Raw genomic sequence first — 17,651 nt, 5'->3', positions numbered from 1 at the left:
CCATCAATACAACAGTTAGCGACACAAGCAAGCTTGCACCGACAACATATTTTATTCACTGTTCACTGATTTAATACCTATTACCTAAACAGAACGTTAATTTTGATATTTTGTTTCTGATCAACCTCCAAACTATCCCAACTACACACCAGCAAAATATACAAGAAACACTTTTTTCTTCCCCTACACCCCTATACCCTTATACCCCTACACCCCTATCTTTCTTAAAAGCCTGAGAATAAAACACTGATGAGTGATATATCCCAATTATCCCTAACCCATTCACCAACCGCCAGTTCTCGCTTGCAGCTATTGGTATTAAGTAATGGGCATGGAGAAGATATCATTGCTATCCGCATTTTGCAGGAACTATGGCAACAATCAAATCCACCAGATATCTTTGCTTTACCTATAGTGGGGGAAGGAGGAGCTTACCAACGGTTAGATATCCCCCTGATTGGTGCAGTGCGGACTATGCCTTCTGGTGGGTTTATATACATGGATAGCCGACAATTAGCAAGGGATGTTCAAGGCGGTTTGATACAGCTAACTTGGAGTCAAATTCAAGCCATGCGGCGTTGGGTGCGTTCCCAGAAAAAATTAGGTAATAAACACGCTATTTTAGCCGTGGGGGATATTGTCCCTTTGTTGTTTGCTTTTATGAGTGGTGCTAAATATGCCTTTGTCGGCACTGCAAAATCAGAATATTATGTCCGAGATGAAGGGGGAATCTTAGTTAGGGAATCAAAAGCCGCCAAATGGGAAAACTTTTCTGGTTCGATTTATCATCCTTGGGAGAGGTGGTTAATGAGTCGTCGCCGTTGTGGTGCTGTGTTTCCTAGGGATGGGTTAACGACACAAATCTTAAATCAGTGGAATATTCCCGCTTTTGATGTGGGAAATCCGATGATGGATGGTTTACAACCAAGGTTTAACACTCAACAATTTTATCGTGCTGATAGCCAACAACAAGAAATAACTAGACCGTTAATAATTACCCTGCTCCCTGGCTCGCGTGCGCCGGAAGCCTATAAAAATTGGCAAGTAATGATGGTGGCGGTGTCGGCTTTAATGACTAGTTTCCACGAGCAAAACTCATTTGTACACAATTCTAGTAACGTGGTGTTTTTAGCAGCGATCGCACCTAATCTAGACTTGAGTATACTAGCCCAAACTATCCACGCTCAAGGCTGGCAACCCTCCACAGCATCACCCCTGCCCCTACCCGATGCCAATGCTTTAATTTTCCAACAAAAAAACGCCCATTTCATCTTGACTCAACAAGCATACAACGAATGTTTACACTGGGGAGATATAGCGATCGCAATGGCAGGCACAGCTACAGAACAGTTTATCGGTTTAGGTAAACCAGCGATCGCCATTCCTGGAGAGGGGCCACAATATACCCCAGCCTTCGCCGAAGCCCAAAGCCGACTCCTCGGCGTATCACTGATTTTAGTGGCAGAACCAGCACAAGTTCCTCAACAAGTGCGATCGCTTTTCACTTATCCTGACAAGCTGCATATTATCACCGAGAATGGTAGGCGCAGAATGGGTACACCAGGCGCAGCTAGAAGAATTGCTGAGTGTTTAGTAGAGAAGTTTGGTTAATTCTTACTAGACAAGGTAGACAAGGTAGAATTTATTTCCCCTACACCCCTACACCCCTACACCCCTACACCCCTACAACCCTACACCCCTACACCCCTACACCCGACTTTAGCGGGAAACTTGGTAGCCTCGCATCTTTAGATCGAGGTGGAAAAGTGACTTGTGCAACTTTAGTTGCAGTCAAAAAAAATGGTAAAATAACAGAGTGAGTAAGGTAATACTCCTGCACGTTGAAGCTTCTTAGTACGGCGAACTCCCGGCATCTTCGGAATCGCATTGAGTCGATATCCCAAGAATGTAAGTAATGGCAAGTAGCTGAGTGTACCGCAACATTGGCTTAGTGGAGAACCCCGGAAAGCATTTAATTAATTGAATAACGTAGCTGCAAGACTCATGGGTGTCGTATGTTCAGTGATGTCGAGCAGGTAGTGGGACTTTTGACTGTCCCTTCTAAGTGCTTCTTGGAGAATCCCCCGACTTTTTGCTTAAACGAGCGTAGCGAAGTTTAAGCAAAAAGTCGGGGGAGTGTCAACCTCTCTTATCGGTAATTTGTAAATTGTAAAGCCACAGGATAATCTTCTTGCTTTAACCGTTGTATAACAGTTTGCAAATCATCTTTAGCCTTAGCAGAAACTCTGACAGCATCACCTTGAATTGATGCTTGGACTTTTTTAAATTCATCTCGAATTAATTTGGATATTTGTTTAGCAATATCCTGACTGATGCCTTTTTTCAGGGTAATTTCTTGACGCACACGATTACCACTAGCGGATTCTATTTTGCCAAACTCAAAGATTTTTTGAGAAAGATTTCGCTTGGCAGCTTTTTCACGCAAAATATTGTGAACCGACTCTAGGGTAAACTCGCTATCAGTGCCGACAGTAATCTTTTCTTCACCCAACTCAACAGTAGTTTGGGTATCCTTAAGATCATAACGACTTTTGAGTTCTCGCACGACTTGATCAACAGCATTTACCAATTCTTGCCGATCAAAATCACTCACAATGTCAAAGGAATAAGTAGAAGCCATAACAAATGTCGAACTTGAAATGTTGGACTGGAGATTAATTCAAAATTAGGATCTTCTGGTGATTGGGAACTGGTGATAAATTCAGCGAATCATGATTTTTTACCATGACGGCAGTTGCTCCACTTGGGGAGACCCCAAGACCGCACTGCCTCCCCAATGCCGTATTCCCAATGCCCTATGCCCTAATTAACCTTGAGCTTTCATGATACTCAACACCACCAGAGTAATAGAGCTAAGAGTGCTAATGCCAAACATCAGCGATCGCAATAGGGGTATATTCAAAATATAAAATATCGAAAATAGCAGCCGAGCCACAACAAAGGCGATCGCAGCCCATACTGCTATCACAGAATCTACACCAGTTACATAAGCCATTAATGCCGCCGCCGCAAACACCATAAATGTTTCAAAAGAATTTTGGTGCGCCCAGGTGGCTCGTTGGGCATAGGGTGGCAATTTATCAAACATAGTGCGAGGGGCAGAAATATTATACCCAACTCGCACACGGGCATACCCTACAGCTAAAAATGGCACGTAAATTAACACCGCAGCTGCGGCGATCGCATACAAAAAAATAATCATTCGCTCTCTACTCCATAGTCATTCGTCTATAGTTCATAGTCAGTCATTGGCTCGACTGTGGACTGTTGACTGCTGACTAATCAAAGTAGAAAAGTGTCACCACCTTTCTTTGTTCTTCAGCATCTCCACAAGTTTGAAGCAGAGTGCGACTGTCATGAAATGCAAAGCAAATTAGCTGTTGGCAACGGGAGACAATCTCTTTGTTACAGATGTAACTAGCTTCAGCCAAGGACAAGTTATCATTACTAGGATTTTCTACTAAGTGCATAACCTGCTCTAATTGCTGGCGAGATTCATAGGGTTGACGTTCTAAGCTTTGAGGTAAAATTACCGTCAGCAAATTCGGATCAGCCCGCATTGCACCCTTAATAGCAGCTGAATTTGTACCCGCAGCACCGGATGTAATGACTCGATTGCCTGATAAAACTAAGGCATAAGTCATCATTTCAATCAGATTTTGATGGGTAATTGGCACATGACGCGACCCCAACAAGGCGATTCTTTTAGAACCTGTTTGCTGGATTGTCGCCAGTTCTTGCGCCAATGTATCGAGGTTAATAAGGTCTGTTGACTGGCTCAAAGACGGAGGTAATCAGATTAAACAACCCAGCTATTTTACCAAACACCGTGTAAATCGGAAGCGAACTTGAGTTACATACTACTAAGTTTTCTTAAACAATCTGGAGATTGGCAGGGAGCAGGGAGCAGGGGGCAGAGAGCAATGCGGTCTTCTCTCCGAGACGCTGCGCGTTCACGAAGTGTCCCGTAGGGAAGGGCTTTGCCCAAGTGGAGCAATTGCGGAGGGGCAGGGGGTAAGTAATTGATGATGCTATTGGGATTAGACTGTTGCTGGTGTTAAACCTAACTTAGACAATAGGCGGTTAATGTCAAAATGCTCAGACATCAGTTGGCGGATGCAGTGAACTTTGATGGGTTCATGAACGCGCACTTGACCGAAGGTGTGATCAACAATTTCCACAGTGGTGAGGGTATCTAAGTCAACTGACAAAATCGGGATTTCTAATTCTTCAGCCCGACTGAGAATAAATTGCGGTGGTGGTAGTTGTCCGGTGAGGATGAGACATTGGGTGGAAGTTTCTAAGGCGGCTTGTTGAATTTCTACACGATCGCCTCCTGTGACTACTGCCATATTACGCCGCTTACGGAAATATTTCACTGCCGCATTCACATTCATCGCCCCAATCGCTAAACTCTCCACCATTAAATCTAAGCGATCGCTGCGACACAAAACTTCGGCTTTGAGTTGTTTGACTAGTTCACCTACGCTGACACTACGCAGTAAATCGTTGTTGGGTAGCATTCCCATGACAGGAATCCCCTGTTGTTCTAAAAATGGGCGCATGACATTGTTGACTGTCTCTAACTCTCCTGGAGGAATGTCGTTGATGACTACTCCGATTAAGCGATCATCTAAACGCTTCTTGGCAGATAATATCGACTCTACAGACAGTAGTGAATTGTATCGACTTACTAGCATGACACTAGCATTTAAGACCTCAGCCACCTGGAGCAAAGATAAATCGAACAGATAACCTTCTGTCAAATTTCCAGGGCCTTCTAGCAGCACTAAATCCCCTCTGGGAATTTGTAAATACTGCTCTACTAAGGACTGACGATAATTGGTTTTGTCTTCGCCCTGTAAGCGTTTCTGCACACTGTCTGCATTTAAAGCCAGCATTGTCGGTACAATGCGGTTTGCCGACAAATTGAGACTAAGAGCAATAAACTGGACATCATCGTCAACTACAGTGCCATCAGAGGTACTTAAACAATTGCCCAGAGGTTTACCATAGGCGATATCCAATCCTTTTTGCTGCAACTGATGAGACAAACCCAGGATTGTGGCCGACTTACCACTGTAAGTTTCGGTTGAGCCAATCAGCAAATATTTAGCAGATTTTGGCACACATGCACTCCTAATTTCAAAAGGAAGTAAAACCCAGCCAGGTGTTTATTAATTTTAATTCGTTCTGGCAGAATCATCTTAGCGATCGCAAAATATAATTTCCCTAAAAATTCTTTCTGAAAGTAAATTTCCGTGCTTTTATAGTCATACATTTTTACTATGACGCTACTATATTTTTAGTATTTATTAAGATATAAATTTTAGATTAAATTTGTTATTGACAAACAAAAACTAGGTTGTCAGGATGTTTTCATGGTAACTTAACCCTGACAACCTGCAAGCTGTAATCAACTCAATTATTCATCAACACGCAGTAGCTTACGGTAAAAAGATTGTGAAAAATCAGTTACTTTATAGCGTTTATAATTTTCCATAAGTTCAATTAAAAAGCTAATAAATTCAAAACTAGCCATCATCACTTCATAACTCAACTCCGCATTGCCATCAAACTGCATCCGGCAACGGGTTAAATCAGAAGGTAGGGTAGCCACATTCCAAGAAGCGACAAAAGGAACGTTTTCACCAGCTTCTATTTTACGGTGTCCTTCTAAAATACCTTTTTGATAAAGTCCGATCGCATAGGGTAAAAAATTCCGCTTCGCCGCACCTTGAATGTAAGGTAAGTAAACGTTTGCTTGTTGGGCATTAACAGGCTGGAGTTGTTCAATAGACATTGTTGAATCTTCCTCAACATTAGTTGACAACTAGGGATATTAGTGGCTCTGCATGAAGTATTCCCAAAAAATTAGCGTTGCACACAGTTAGGGGAGGGGTGTAAGGGTGTAAGGGTGTAAGGGTGTAAGGGAAGAAAGAATTTATTTTGTTCTTTCCCCTATACCCCTATACCCCTATACCCCTATACCCCTATACCCCTATACCCCTATACCCCTAATCATGATAGTCATCACAAAAGTTACTGCTAAGAAATATTAAAATTTCAGTTACAATAAGGCTGCATTAGCTTTTAGGGAAGCTGGGCGCAATAATGCTGCAAATTACTGCCGTCCGGGAGTAAATGCTGTTATTGCAATTTCTGCCAACAATAAGCTGTTGCTACTTTGCTGTGAGTTAGCCCTAGTCAAAGTTCCGGTTAAGGAACAAGTCTATTGTGTTGCGAGTTATCAGTATTACTTATACTATTTGCGCTCTCAAATCATGGCTAAACATTAACAAAGTTGGCTAATACAGTTTAGCGTTACCTGATTCCCAGCTTCTTTTCAGGTGTAGACAAATACTGGTTTTTGAATCAAGTAACTTATGCCAGCAAATTCCTGGCCCGATAACGATTCCTACAAAGAACTTGATCCACTTAACTCCCTGTTGTCTGACCTATCAGTAACTGAGGAGTCAGTGGTAGAAACACGGGATTTGTCTTTACCATCCCGGTTTCAAGGGCGTAGGGGTAAAGCCGCTCTAGTCTTAACCATAGTCTGGAGTAGCACCATCGCCTTACATTTAGCTTCCTGGGGTTCTATCTTTGTCTTGGGTTTGACTACCATCCTTGGTATTCACGCTTTGGTCATAGTGTTTGCTAAACCCCGTCGCTATCAAAAAGAAATGCAGGGTGAATTACCTTTTGTTTCTGTGCTGGTAGCGGCCAAAAATGAGGAGGCTGTAATTGGTAAATTAGTCAAAAATCTTTGTAATCTGGAATACCCCAACGGGCAATACGAAGTTTGGATAATTGACGATCATAGTACCGATAAAACACCCCATGTGTTAGCGGAACTAGCTCAAGAGTACAGTCAACTTAGAATACTTAGACGTTCTGCTCAAGCAGTCGGCGGTAAATCTGGGGCTTTAAATCAAGTTCTCCCCTTGACAAAAGGGGAAATTATTGCTGTGTTTGATGCCGATGCTCAAGTTGCATCAGATTTATTACTTCAAGTAGTACCTTTGTTCCAACGGGAAAAGGTGGGGGCGGTGCAAGTGCGAAAAGCGATCGCCAACGCCAAGGAGAACTTTTGGACAAAGGGACAAATGGCCGAAATGGCTCTAGATACTTGGTTTCAACAGCAGCGCGCCGGATTGGGTGGCATTGGCGAACTGCGAGGTAATGGCCAATTCGTGCGGCGTACAGCCTTAGAAGGCTTTGGCGGATGGAATGAAGAAACCATCACCGATGATTTGGATATGACTTTCCGCCTGCATTTAGATAACTGGGATATTGAATGCGTATTTTACCCAGCTGTCCAGGAAGAAGGGGTGACAAATGCAGTTGCACTCTGGCATCAGCGCAACCGTTGGGCTGAGGGTGGCTATCAACGCTTTTTGGATTATTGGGATTTAATCCTGAAAAATCGCATGGGTACGCGCAAAACCTGGGATTTGCTAATGTTCATGTTTAGTATGTACATTTTGCCCACAGCAGCAGTCCCAGATTTATTGATGTCAGTTACCCGTCATCGCCTACCAATTTTAGGCCCGGTAACAGGCTTATCAATCACAATGTCAGTTGTGGGTATGTATGCTGGCTTGAGGCGGATACGCCAAGAGCAAAAATTCAATGTTTATACACCCTTTGTATTGCTGCTTCAAACAGTGCGCGGAACTTTGTATATGCTGCACTGGCTAGTAGTTATGAGCAGTACAACAGCGCGGATGTCCGTTAGACCAAAGCGTCTGAAATGGGTGAAAACGGTGCATACAGGCAGTAGCCATTAAATTCAGTTCACAGTTCGCAATTGAACCTGTTAAATCCTGTGTAAAATGCAAAACTCAAAAATAGAATTTTGAATTTTGTATTTTTTGATTTTTTTAGTAATGACCGCTCATTTCTGTTTTTAAAAGTCGGAGAACCCCAAATTATTTAAATAATTTGGGGTTCTATTTTTTTTGTGTAATTCTAGATTAAATATTTGTCGCAATTTTCAAGAAGTTCTTTGGTTGTTCTAGGCATTTGGGATAAACCAAAGCTATTCTACAGTTGTCAGTACGTAGAGTATTAAATGAATGAACAGTTAAAACTGGTGCGAGTTGGTTGGTATAGTCTCATGGATTTACCCCAACTAGAAAATTTAGCTCTTAACTGCGAATGGATTGAACTTGATGCTGCATCTGTATCTCAGAAAAACTTTGATGTGCTTGTACTTGACATCAACAGATGTGAAACTCTGGAGCAAATTCAGCATCAATACATGACTATTGGCTTACCGACACTGGTTGTAGTAGACACAATTGAGCAAGAGTCTGCTGTACTTTGTTGGTTAGCAGTAGGGGATGACACCTGTAAACGTGATGCTATTAATCAGCAAATAGGAATGCGTTTACAGCGCATTCTCTGCTATAGCGAACAAAAGCAATCATTAAATCTAGATAAGCTGACGGGTGTAGCGAATTTTCAGAAGTTTAAAGATTACGCAATGCGGCTTTTAGTATCTAAAGAAGATAGCGAGCCTGTATGTTTAATTTACTTAGATATTGATCGTTTCAAGTTTATCAACGATCGCTATGGTCATAGTGCAGGCGATCAAATATTACAATCAATTGGGCAAATTCTCCAACAGTATGCCTTGGGTGCTGGTATTGTGGCTCGCACAGGTGGCGATAAGTTCGCTATTTGTGTCCGTGGCAATATTCAACAGGGGAAAGCCTTTGCAGAATTTATCAAGACGCAACTCCATGCTTATGAATTTCAGCTTGATAATGTGTCTTGTGTGCATTTGACAGTTTGTTTAGCAGTAGTTCCGATGGGTGAACAAACTTCCATTGAGGAACTATGGGAGGAGATCAATCAATGTATCTATGCTGCCAAAAAGCAGGGACGCAATCAAGTTGTGACAACTGAAGAATTTAATGCGATCGCAGATGCCGCCGGACAGGATAAATTAATTACTGATTTTGAGCATCGCATTCGGGTAACTGCGGAACGGATGGTAAGTGAGATGGTGCTTAAAGCCACTCGCTTGGCGAAAAAGTACCGTGCAGAAGCCGAACATGACGGACTGACTGAGGTGTTTAATCGTCGCTATCTTGATCGACTTCTGCCCCGTGAGATAGAAAAGGCTATCAAGTATCAACAAAGACTTACAGTTTTACTGCTAGATTTAGATAATTTTGGCGCAGTCAATCGAAATTACGGTTTTCCCACTGGCGATCAAGCTTTGAGAATAGCCGCAAAAATACTGAGAAATAACGTCAGAGCAGTAGATTGGGTTACACGTTACGGTGGGGAAGAATTTTGTATTGTTATGGCTGACACTGATTTGAATACAGGGTGTCAGATTGCCGAAAGAATCCGCCTAGCTTTGAGTAAAGAAATCGTGACTGCTTATAATGGTCAGCAATTTCACGTTACCGCCAGCATTGGGGTTGTGGAAATGATACCAGACAATGATCCTGTCTCTCTATTGCAGCGTGCTAGTGATAAGGTGCGAGAGTCGAAAAACAACGGGCGCAATCAAATCCGCTTTTGAAAAGTTTAAGGTAAAAACTGAAATTCATCTCTTAAAATTTTTTCAGCTTCAGCAATCGTCTTGACCAAAGAAAAAAGGATACAAGCCCCATTATTTATGGAGAAGAAAAAAGTGAAACAGCATTAATTCAAGCCGCCGGATTTATCCGTGGGGTATTTAATTTTGAATTTTGAATTTTGCGAAAAGTTCTGTAGGCGGGTTTCCCGCCGTAGGAAACTTTTCAAGACGAATTTTGAATTGGAGCGTAGCGACTTGACGCATTTCTTTGGCGGTGAGTCGGGTAGGGCGCAGTTGTTTAGTTTGCGCGACTGCAACTAAATTAGTTGAGGAATTGGGAGCAAAAGTACCAATTCCTAGTAAAGTAGTGGAGGTTATGAGGCTGATAACTACAGTACGTATTTGAGTTGAGTTAAGCATTCTCTGATTAATCAGGGAGTAGGGATAGAAAATCTTTATTGATGTTTGTGGTGGGTTTTTCTACTAAATTTGTAGTTGATTTCTAAATCCAAAATTTTTCAGTATTTCGGCAACCATATCACTTGGAGTAAATCATGATGAAAGCAATGAAACCATTTTTGTTTGTCACAGATTTAGATCACACATTGGTAGGTAATGACCAAGCCCTAATACAACTGAGTCAAATCCTCACGGAGCATCGGCAAGCCTATGGTACGAAGATAGTCTATGCTACTGGGCGATCGCCTGTTTTGTACAAACAACTTCAAGAAGAAAAAAATCTCATAGAACCAGATGCCTTAGTGCTTTCTGTGGGTACAGAGATTTATCTTGATGGTAGTGGTAGTCCTGATGCAGCTTGGTCGGAAATTCTCAGTCTGGGTTGGCACCGAGAACTGATATTATCAATTACTCAGAAAATGCCTGAGTTAGTCCTACAGCCTGACTCAGAACAACGTCCCTTTAAAATTAGCTTTTTCCTTCAGCAAGAAGTAGCTGCTAGTGTGATACCACAACTTGAGTCAGAGTTAGAGAAATGTGAAGTTAATGTAAAGTTAATTTATAGTAGCGGTATTGACCTTGACATTGTGCCGCGTAGCAGCGATAAAGGTCAGGCAATGCAGTTTCTACGTCAAAAGTGGAAATTTGCAGCAGAACAAACAGTTGTCTGTGGTGATTCAGGTAATGATATTGCTTTATTCGCTGTGGGCAACGAACGGGGAATCATAGTCGGGAACGCCCGGACAGAGTTGCTGACATGGCACAGCGATTATCCCGCAGACCATCGTTACCTAGCACAAAGTTTTTGTGCGGGTGGCATTCTTGAAGGTTTAAAACATTTCGGTTTCCTAGAATGATTAGCTATCTCAAAGGTATAGTCGCCGGTATTCAAAATGTAGGTAACAATCGCGTACTGTTGACTCTCGAAGTCAACAGTATGGGTTATGATTTGCAAATTCCCCAACGGTTAGCCAAGCAATTACCTACTACTGGCGACCTAGTACAGATTTTCACCCATTACCAAATTCGGGAAGAAGTACCGTTACTGTATGGTTTTGCTTCCCCAGCCGAAAGAGATTTATTCCGTCATCTATTAACTGTCAGTGGTGTAGGTGCAGCCTTAGCGATCGCATTATTAGATACTCTGGAATTACCAGATTTAGTCCAAGCCATCATTGCTGCTAACACCCAAATGTTAATTCAAGCCCCTGGTGTGGGCAAGAAAATCGCTGAACGCATTTGTTTAGAACTGAAAGCTAAATTAATCGAATGGCGTAAATCAGCAGGCTTCTTCGTCGCTACCGAAGGGCCAGCACCTGGTATTTTAGAAGAAGTGCAAATGACTCTCTTTGCCCTCGGCTACACAGCCCACGAAGTTAGTCACGCCTTACACGTAGTGAGTGAAGACATTGGTTTACCCAAGGATGCCTACGTAGAAGACTGGATCAAACAAGCGATCGCTCACCTTAGTAGTAGTGAGCAAGTGAGTTAAAGTAATCAGTAGATAAAATGTATTGAAATATCGAATCTGATATGGGTACTTTACCAGAAATTGAAGCCGCTATCAAACAACTACCAGAAAATGATATTCGTCAACTAGCTGCTTGGCTGGAAGAATATTTGGAACAAATCTGGGATAAGCAAATAGAAAATGATTTGACATCGGGCAAATTAGATCAACTAATTGCGAAAGCTGAAGCCGATATTGCGGCAAACCGGGTGCAAGATATAGATGAAATCCTTAACAACTCCTGATTTTTGGGAAGCTTATGCTCAACTACCGAACGATATAAAAGAACAAGCGAAGAAAGCATATCAACTTTGGCAGGAAAATCAATCCCATCCATCTCTACATTTTAAAAAAGTTGGTAAAAATCTTTGGTCTGCGCGTGTAACTGGTGGATATCGTGCTTTGGCTTTAAAACAGGGAGATGATTATTACTGGCTTTGGATCGGTAGTCATGATGAGTATGAGGCGTTGTTAAATTAACACCAAAATAATTTTCTGCTAATATATGCCAGATATAACGATTCCCGGTTAAGTGAGGTACAGATAATATTTTGAAACCCAGAGGGTTGCGGAGTAAAGCGCAGCGAAAAGTTCTGGAGGAGGGTTTCCCTTCGTAGGAACGCCACTTGCTACAAGCCGGGAAACCCTTTCGGTAGTTGCTCATGGGGGAAACCCCCAAGATCGCACTACCTCACCAACGCAGTGCCTCAACTTTTAAAGAGAGGTACGCAAAGATTTGTACTTCAGCAGACTAGGAAACGCTATATTTGTCTTCAATGCCCTATGCCCAATGCCCCATGCCCAAACCTTATGCTTGGTTACAACAATCTCTAGAAACGATTCATCGGGCTGATTGGTATCGTTCGGTAAAAACTATACATGGTTTGCCTGGTGCGACTGTGGTTTTAGAGGGGCAGGAAGTCATTAATTTTGCCAGTAACGATTATTTGGGATTGGCTGGGGATGAACGTTTAATTGAGGCGGCTGTGGCTGCTACTCAAGAGTTTGGCACTGGTAGCACTGGTTCTAGATTACTCAGTGGACATCGCCAATTACACCGAGAATTAGAAACAGCGATCGCTAATTTAAAACAAACTGAAGATGCGTTAGTATTTAGTTCTGGGTATCTAGCTAATATTGGTGCGATCGCGGCTTTGGTGGGTAAGCGAGATTTAATTTTATCTGACCAATATAATCACTCCAGCCTCAAAAATGGCGCGATTCTCAGTGGGGCAACAGTTCTAGAATACCCCCACTGTAATATTAAACAACTGCATATCCTCTTAGGTGAACACAGAAAAAACTACCGTCGTTGTCTCATCTTGACTGATACTGTTTTCAGCATGGATGGCGATTTATGCCCATTACCGCAACTTTTAGATTTAGCTGATGAATTTAGTTGTATGCTGCTAGTTGATGAAGCCCATGCGACTGGGGTAATGGGTGAAACTGGTGCTGGCTGCGTCGAATATTTTGGGTGTACTGGTAGAGAATTAATTCAAGTTGGCACATTAAGCAAAGCTTTAGGGAGTTTAGGCGGTTATGTCGCTGGCAGTACAACCTTAATTGATTTTTTACGAAATCGCGCCCCCAGTTGGATTTACACTACAGGATTATCACCCGCAGACACAGCCGCCGCCCTAGCAGCAGTGAATATTATCCAACAAGAACCACAACGGCGCACCCAATTGTGGAATAATGTTAATTACTTTCAAAAACTACTACAGCAGCAATTACCCAACCTACAATTATTACCATCAGAGTCACCCATTTGCTGTTTTCAGTTAGCAAACGCGACAGCCGCATTGCAAACTGGGGAAAAACTCAAAGCCGCCGGCATTTTTGCCCCCGCTATTCGTCCGCCAACAGTTCCCACCAGTCGCATCAGAATCTCTTTAATGGCTACTCACCAACCTGCACACATAGAAAAATTGGTAGCGGTGCTGATTAATTCGTAATTCGTAATACCGTTTCTTGATGTAGCTTGCCTGGCGTAGCCATAGATGCGCTTTATTCTGTGCTGTAGAGACGTTGCATGCAACGTCTCTACATCATTTATTTGGTGCATCTTCATAGAAAATTGGTATAAGACACTGAGAGGATGTTTGAAAAGTATTGTTATTAACACCAAACTCTCTCTAACCTAACCCCCCTAGCCCCCCTTCCCTACAAGGGAATGGGGGTTTTAAAGCCTCTCTCCTTGTAGGGGAGAGGTTTGGAGAGGGGTTTTTAGTATCCTTGATGACTTTCTAAACATCCTCTGAGAATTAGCCGTAACGCACCATCTTTCTCGGTGCGTTGAGGGTTGCGATAAAGTAGTCCACAATTTAACGTTTACTTTATAAGTTATCTCTTAGAATCAAGTTAGTACTCACTTTATCATGTGTAATATCTATTTTTTTAAAATTTCCGAAAAGTTGCAATTTTAAAAATACATTTTTCATTCAGTTTTAATAAATCTAGATTTAGCATCTAGCTAAAGAAGTCTTTTTAGCTAACAAAATAATCTATCTAGAGATAAATTACAAAATCGTGCAAACTAGCTTAGGGTATGTAAAGCTTCTACAATCAGTATTGGCTGTCGTAAATTTTCATGCCCTATATTGCGAGTTATTCTTTATTACGCCTTGGTATAGCTGTGTTAACAGTTACGTTAGCATTAGTCTTAATGCTCATGCTAGATCCTTGGGTAGAAATGAGTGGCACTCCTTTTATACTATTTTTTAGTGCTGTGATCGTCAGTGCTTGGTATGGGGGTTGGAATGCGGGGCTGTTGGCAATTGGTTTATCTGTATTACTAAGCAATTATTATTTTTTTCGTCCCCAATATGAACTCTCTTTTGATATTGCCAGTTTAGTAAAACTGGCATTGTTTGTTTTGCAAGGATTATTCTTAACCATGTTGTGCGTTGCTTTAAGCAATGCCAAGCGCGCAGATGAAGTCAACTTGCATAAACTCAAAGCCAGTGAGGAGCGGTTTCGATTAGCATTAAGTAGCTCAGAAATTGTAGTCTTTCAGCAAGATTTAAATTTACGCTATCAGTGGATTCATAATCCCCAAGGTGGGGCGACTGTTGAAGAAATCTTGGGAAAGTCTGACTATGAATTATTTCCGTCTCCCATAGCAGAACAACTGACGATAATTAAGCGCAAAGTCTTAGAGAGGGATGTTTCTGCTCGTGAAGAGGTGTGTGTAATAGTCCACGGCCAGGCTTTGTATTATGATTTGCTAGTAGAACCTCTGAAAGTGAATGGTCAGATTCAAGGCATCACTTGTACCGCACTTAACATTACGGAACGTCAGCAAGCAGAGCAAGAAAAAGCCAAATTGCGGGAAAACTTGCAACAAGCCATTCAACAGAAAGAAGAATCCTTAGCGTTACTGAATGCTTGGTTAGCTAGTTCACCTGTAGCTCTAGCTTTTTTAGATGCACAACTGCGTTATGTCTATGCTAATGAGGCACTAGCTCTAATTAATGGTGTACCCCAAAGTCAACATCTGGGGCGAACTGTTAGGGAAATACTACCAGATTGGGCTAATCAAATAGAGCCAATTTTACGTGAGGTAATGGTAACGAAAAAACCATTACTGAATCAAGAAGTCATGGGAGAAACTTATCCCTCAGGGGTTTATCGTTGTGGACTGGTGAGTTATTATCCAGTTTGTTTACCAGATGGGCAATTGTTAGGAGTAGGTGTAACTGGACTAGATATTACCCAAAAGAAACAAACTGAGCAAGCATTGCGGGAGAGTGAAGCGAGATTTCGGGTAATGTTCAACCAGGCGGCTTTAGGTATTGCCTTGGTTAGTTTAGATGGTCGATTCCTGCAAGTCAATCCCGCACTATGTGAACTTACAGGTTATAGTCAGGATGAGTTAATCGAGATCAATTTTCAGGACATTACCCATCCTGATGATTTGGTAACAGACTGTAATCAAGCTGAACGGGTGTTAGCACAAGAGATCACTTATTATTCGCTAGAGAAACGATATATACGCAAAGATGGTTCTATTGTCTGGGTAAATCTGACTTCATCCGCCGTGTGCAATGAGCAGGGAGAACCACAATATGCTTTGGGAATTGTAGAGGATATTAGCGAACGGCAAGCCGCACTCCGTGAACGCAAACAAGCACAAGCAGCACAAAATTTTTTAGTTGCAGCTAGCACCACATTAGCGGCTTCTTTAGATTATGAGGTGACGTTGAATAACGTAGCGAAGTTAGCAGTCCCTACTCTAGCAGACTGGTGTACTGTAGATATTTTACAACCAGACTTGTCAATTAAACGGGTAGCGATCGCCTCTAGTAATCCCCAAACATCCGAAATCTTGGCAGAAATTCAACGCCGCTATCCCACTACTAATCACAGTAACCATCCATTCCGCCAAGCTATCCTGCAAGGAAAATCCGTTTTTTATTCGCAATTACCAGATTCTTTGTTAGTAGAGATAGCTAGAGATGCAGAACACCTACAACTACTGCAAAGTCTGGGAATACGTTCTTTAATGGTGATTCCCTTCTACTCACGATATCAATTGTTTGGGGTAATTTCTTTTGTCATCGGTGAATCAGTCCGATATTATCAACCCCCAGACTTAGCATTAGCCGAAGATATTGCCCGTCGTGCAGCTACAGCCATTGATAATGCCAGACTCTACCAAGAAACTCAACAGGCAAAACAAGCCGCAGAAATGGCTGTAAGTCGCACCGCTAGGCTACAAAATATCACTGCGGCCTTTTCCGAAGCCCTCACTCCTCAACAAGTGGCTGATGTGGTAGTTAATCAAGGAATCGATGCTTTAGGCGGTTCTGCTGGTTCTGTGGTTTTATTAGAGGAAGATGGGAAATCTCTCAAGATTATAGAAGCTATTGGTTATCCTACATCGGTTAGAGACAATTGGGCTAGTTTTCCCATCACAGATAATGTTCCCATAGCGGAAGCTGCCAGAACTGGAGAGCCGATTTTTTTAGAAAATGTTACCACTTTAGCTAGTAAATATCCAGCTATCGCCAATGTACCATCCCTCACAGGCAATTGTGCTTTTGCTTGTATTCCTTTGATAGTTGAACAGCACACAATTGGGGTGTTGGCTTTGAGCTTTGCTAAGGAACAAATATTTAGCGCGGAAGATCAAAGATTTATGTTCACTTTAGCACAACAATGCGCCCAAGCGATCGCCCGCGCCCAACTTTACGAAGCTGAAAAAAAAGCCCGTGCATCTGCGGAATCAGCCAACCGCGTCAAGGATGAATTTCTTACCGTCCTTTCCCATGAACTCAGGACTCCCCTCAACCCGATTTTGGGATGGGCTAAATTACTCCGCACCCGCAAATATAGTGAAGATACCATCAATCAAGCTCTAGAAACCATTGAACGCAACGCTAAATTACAAACACAATTAATTGATGATTTGCTGGATGTGTCCCGGATTCTTCGGGGTAAGCTGAATTTGAATATTCGCCGAGTCTATTTACCCAGCACTATTATTGCCGCCCTAGAGACAGTGCGTTTAGCCGCAGATGCTAAATCAATTCAGATACACACATTATTAGATGATCATATACCCCCAGTGATGGGAGATAGCGATCGCTTACAACAAGTAATCTGGAATTTACTTTCTAATGCCGTCAAATTCACACCCCCAGGGGGACGAGTAGAAGTCCGTTTACAACAGGTAGGAGTTGAAGCCCAAATTCAGGTAATTGATACAGGTAAAGGTATTACACCCGAATTTTTACCCCATGTCTTTGAATACTTCCGCCAAGCCGACTCTAAAACCACAAGAGCAGAGGGGGGACTAGGACTAGGGCTAGCAATTGTTCGCCATTTTGTCGAACTCCACGGTGGTACAGTTGCAGCTGACAGCCCAGGTTTAGGTAAAGGGGCAACTTTTACAGTCCGGCTACCAGTGTCGGAGGGTGTGGGGGTGTAGGGGTGTAGGGGGCAGGGGAGCAGGGGGCAGGGGAGAGAGGGGAGACAAGGGAGACAAGGGGGACAAGGGAAGGGAGACAAGGTAGATTTTTACCTCCATGCCCAATGCCCAATGCCCAATGCCCAATGCCCAATGCCCCATAACCAAAATTCTTTAATTTTGAATTTTGAATTTTGAATTTTGAA

16 protein-coding genes are annotated in these 17,651 nt (G+C 42.4%); 10 read left to right on the top strand and 6 right to left on the bottom strand.

What is annotated here, in order from left to right; all coding sequences use genetic code 11:
• The first annotated feature begins 249 nt into the window (after nucleotides 1-249).
• Nucleotides 250-1,611: a lipid-A-disaccharide synthase-related protein gene (locus ACPZ3T_RS29300; RefSeq protein WP_490272939.1), complete on the top strand. Its 1,362-nt coding sequence runs from the start codon at nucleotides 250-252 to the stop codon at nucleotides 1,609-1,611.
• On the top strand, nucleotides 1,587-1,820 hold the full coding sequence (locus ACPZ3T_RS29295) for a hypothetical protein (RefSeq protein ID WP_490272938.1): 234 nt from the start codon (nucleotides 1,587-1,589) through the stop codon (nucleotides 1,818-1,820). The genes ACPZ3T_RS29300 and ACPZ3T_RS29295 overlap by 25 nt, the downstream gene beginning before the upstream one ends.
• Before the next feature lie 329 nt (nucleotides 1,821-2,149).
• On the opposite strand, the gene ACPZ3T_RS29290 is transcribed toward ACPZ3T_RS29295, so the two are convergent.
• The 5 genes from ACPZ3T_RS29290 to ebsA all read right to left on the bottom strand — a co-directional run bounded on the left by ACPZ3T_RS29290 (nucleotide 2,150) and on the right by ebsA (nucleotide 5,824).
• A complete protein-coding gene (locus ACPZ3T_RS29290; RefSeq protein WP_490272937.1) occupies nucleotides 2,150-2,641 on the bottom strand; it encodes a YajQ family cyclic di-GMP-binding protein in 492 nt (163 codons plus the stop codon).
• Between the two features lie 186 nt (nucleotides 2,642-2,827).
• On the bottom strand, nucleotides 2,828-3,223 hold the full coding sequence (locus tag ACPZ3T_RS29285; protein ID WP_490272936.1) for an MAPEG family protein: 396 nt from the start codon (nucleotides 3,221-3,223) through the stop codon (nucleotides 2,828-2,830).
• Nucleotides 3,224-3,299: 76 nt separating this feature from the next.
• Nucleotides 3,300-3,803, bottom strand: coding sequence for a DNA recombination-mediator protein A (locus tag ACPZ3T_RS29280; protein ID WP_490272935.1), 504 nt, complete (start codon nucleotides 3,801-3,803; stop codon nucleotides 3,300-3,302).
• Between the two features lie 258 nt (nucleotides 3,804-4,061).
• Nucleotides 4,062-5,150 (bottom strand): phosphotransacetylase family protein, encoded by a 1,089-nt coding sequence (locus ACPZ3T_RS29275; RefSeq protein WP_490272934.1) that lies wholly within the window; start codon nucleotides 5,148-5,150, stop codon nucleotides 4,062-4,064.
• Nucleotides 5,151-5,446: 296 nt separating this feature from the next.
• Nucleotides 5,447-5,824: a type IV pilus biogenesis protein EbsA gene (gene ebsA, locus ACPZ3T_RS29270; protein ID WP_490272933.1), complete on the bottom strand. Its 378-nt coding sequence runs from the start codon at nucleotides 5,822-5,824 to the stop codon at nucleotides 5,447-5,449.
• 583 nt (nucleotides 5,825-6,407) lie between these two features.
• On the opposite strand from ebsA, the gene ACPZ3T_RS29265 reads away from it, so the two are divergent.
• The gene (locus ACPZ3T_RS29265; protein WP_490272932.1) at nucleotides 6,408-7,814 is read left to right on the top strand and encodes a glycosyltransferase family 2 protein; all 1,407 of its coding nucleotides are present in this window, start codon (nucleotides 6,408-6,410) and stop codon (nucleotides 7,812-7,814) included.
• A gap of 284 nt (nucleotides 7,815-8,098) precedes the next feature.
• The gene (locus ACPZ3T_RS29260) at nucleotides 8,099-9,565 is read left to right on the top strand and encodes a diguanylate cyclase (RefSeq protein ID WP_490272931.1); all 1,467 of its coding nucleotides are present in this window, start codon (nucleotides 8,099-8,101) and stop codon (nucleotides 9,563-9,565) included.
• Nucleotides 9,566-9,721: 156 nt separating this feature from the next.
• Here ACPZ3T_RS29260 and ACPZ3T_RS29255 read toward each other — a convergent pair whose 3' ends face one another.
• Nucleotides 9,722-9,982 (bottom strand): hypothetical protein, encoded by a 261-nt coding sequence (locus ACPZ3T_RS29255; protein ID WP_490272930.1) that lies wholly within the window; start codon nucleotides 9,980-9,982, stop codon nucleotides 9,722-9,724.
• 146 nt (nucleotides 9,983-10,128) lie between these two features.
• Here ACPZ3T_RS29255 and ACPZ3T_RS29250 point away from each other — a divergent pair, with 146 nt between their 5' ends.
• From ACPZ3T_RS29250 to ACPZ3T_RS29225, 6 genes are all read left to right on the top strand, one after another.
• Nucleotides 10,129-10,878, top strand: a complete 750-nt coding sequence (locus ACPZ3T_RS29250) for a sucrose-phosphate phosphatase (RefSeq protein WP_490277410.1) — start codon at nucleotides 10,129-10,131, stop codon at nucleotides 10,876-10,878.
• Nucleotides 10,875-11,513 carry a Holliday junction branch migration protein RuvA gene (ruvA, locus tag ACPZ3T_RS29245; RefSeq protein ID WP_490272929.1) on the top strand — a complete coding sequence of 213 codons (639 nt, stop codon included), beginning with the start codon at nucleotides 10,875-10,877 and terminating at the stop codon, nucleotides 11,511-11,513. Before ACPZ3T_RS29250 ends, ruvA begins: the two co-directional genes overlap by 4 nt.
• A gap of 41 nt (nucleotides 11,514-11,554) precedes the next feature.
• Entirely contained in the window at nucleotides 11,555-11,776 is a 222-nt protein-coding gene (locus ACPZ3T_RS29240) for a hypothetical protein (protein ID WP_490272928.1), read from the top strand.
• Nucleotides 11,754-12,011, top strand: a complete 258-nt coding sequence (locus ACPZ3T_RS29235; RefSeq protein ID WP_490272927.1) for a type II toxin-antitoxin system RelE family toxin — start codon at nucleotides 11,754-11,756, stop codon at nucleotides 12,009-12,011. The genes ACPZ3T_RS29240 and ACPZ3T_RS29235 overlap by 23 nt, the downstream gene beginning before the upstream one ends.
• 317 nt (nucleotides 12,012-12,328) lie before the next feature.
• On the top strand, nucleotides 12,329-13,489 hold the full coding sequence (gene bioF, locus ACPZ3T_RS29230) for an 8-amino-7-oxononanoate synthase (protein WP_490277409.1): 1,161 nt from the start codon (nucleotides 12,329-12,331) through the stop codon (nucleotides 13,487-13,489).
• Between the two features lie 635 nt (nucleotides 13,490-14,124).
• Complete coding sequence (locus ACPZ3T_RS29225; protein WP_490272926.1) at nucleotides 14,125-17,466, top strand: PAS domain S-box protein; 3,342 nt, start codon at nucleotides 14,125-14,127, stop codon at nucleotides 17,464-17,466.
• Nucleotides 17,467-17,651: the final 185 nt, after the last annotated feature.

This window comes from Aliinostoc maniaoense, assembly GCF_058172895.1.
This window is presented reverse-complemented; position numbering and strand designations above follow the sequence as displayed.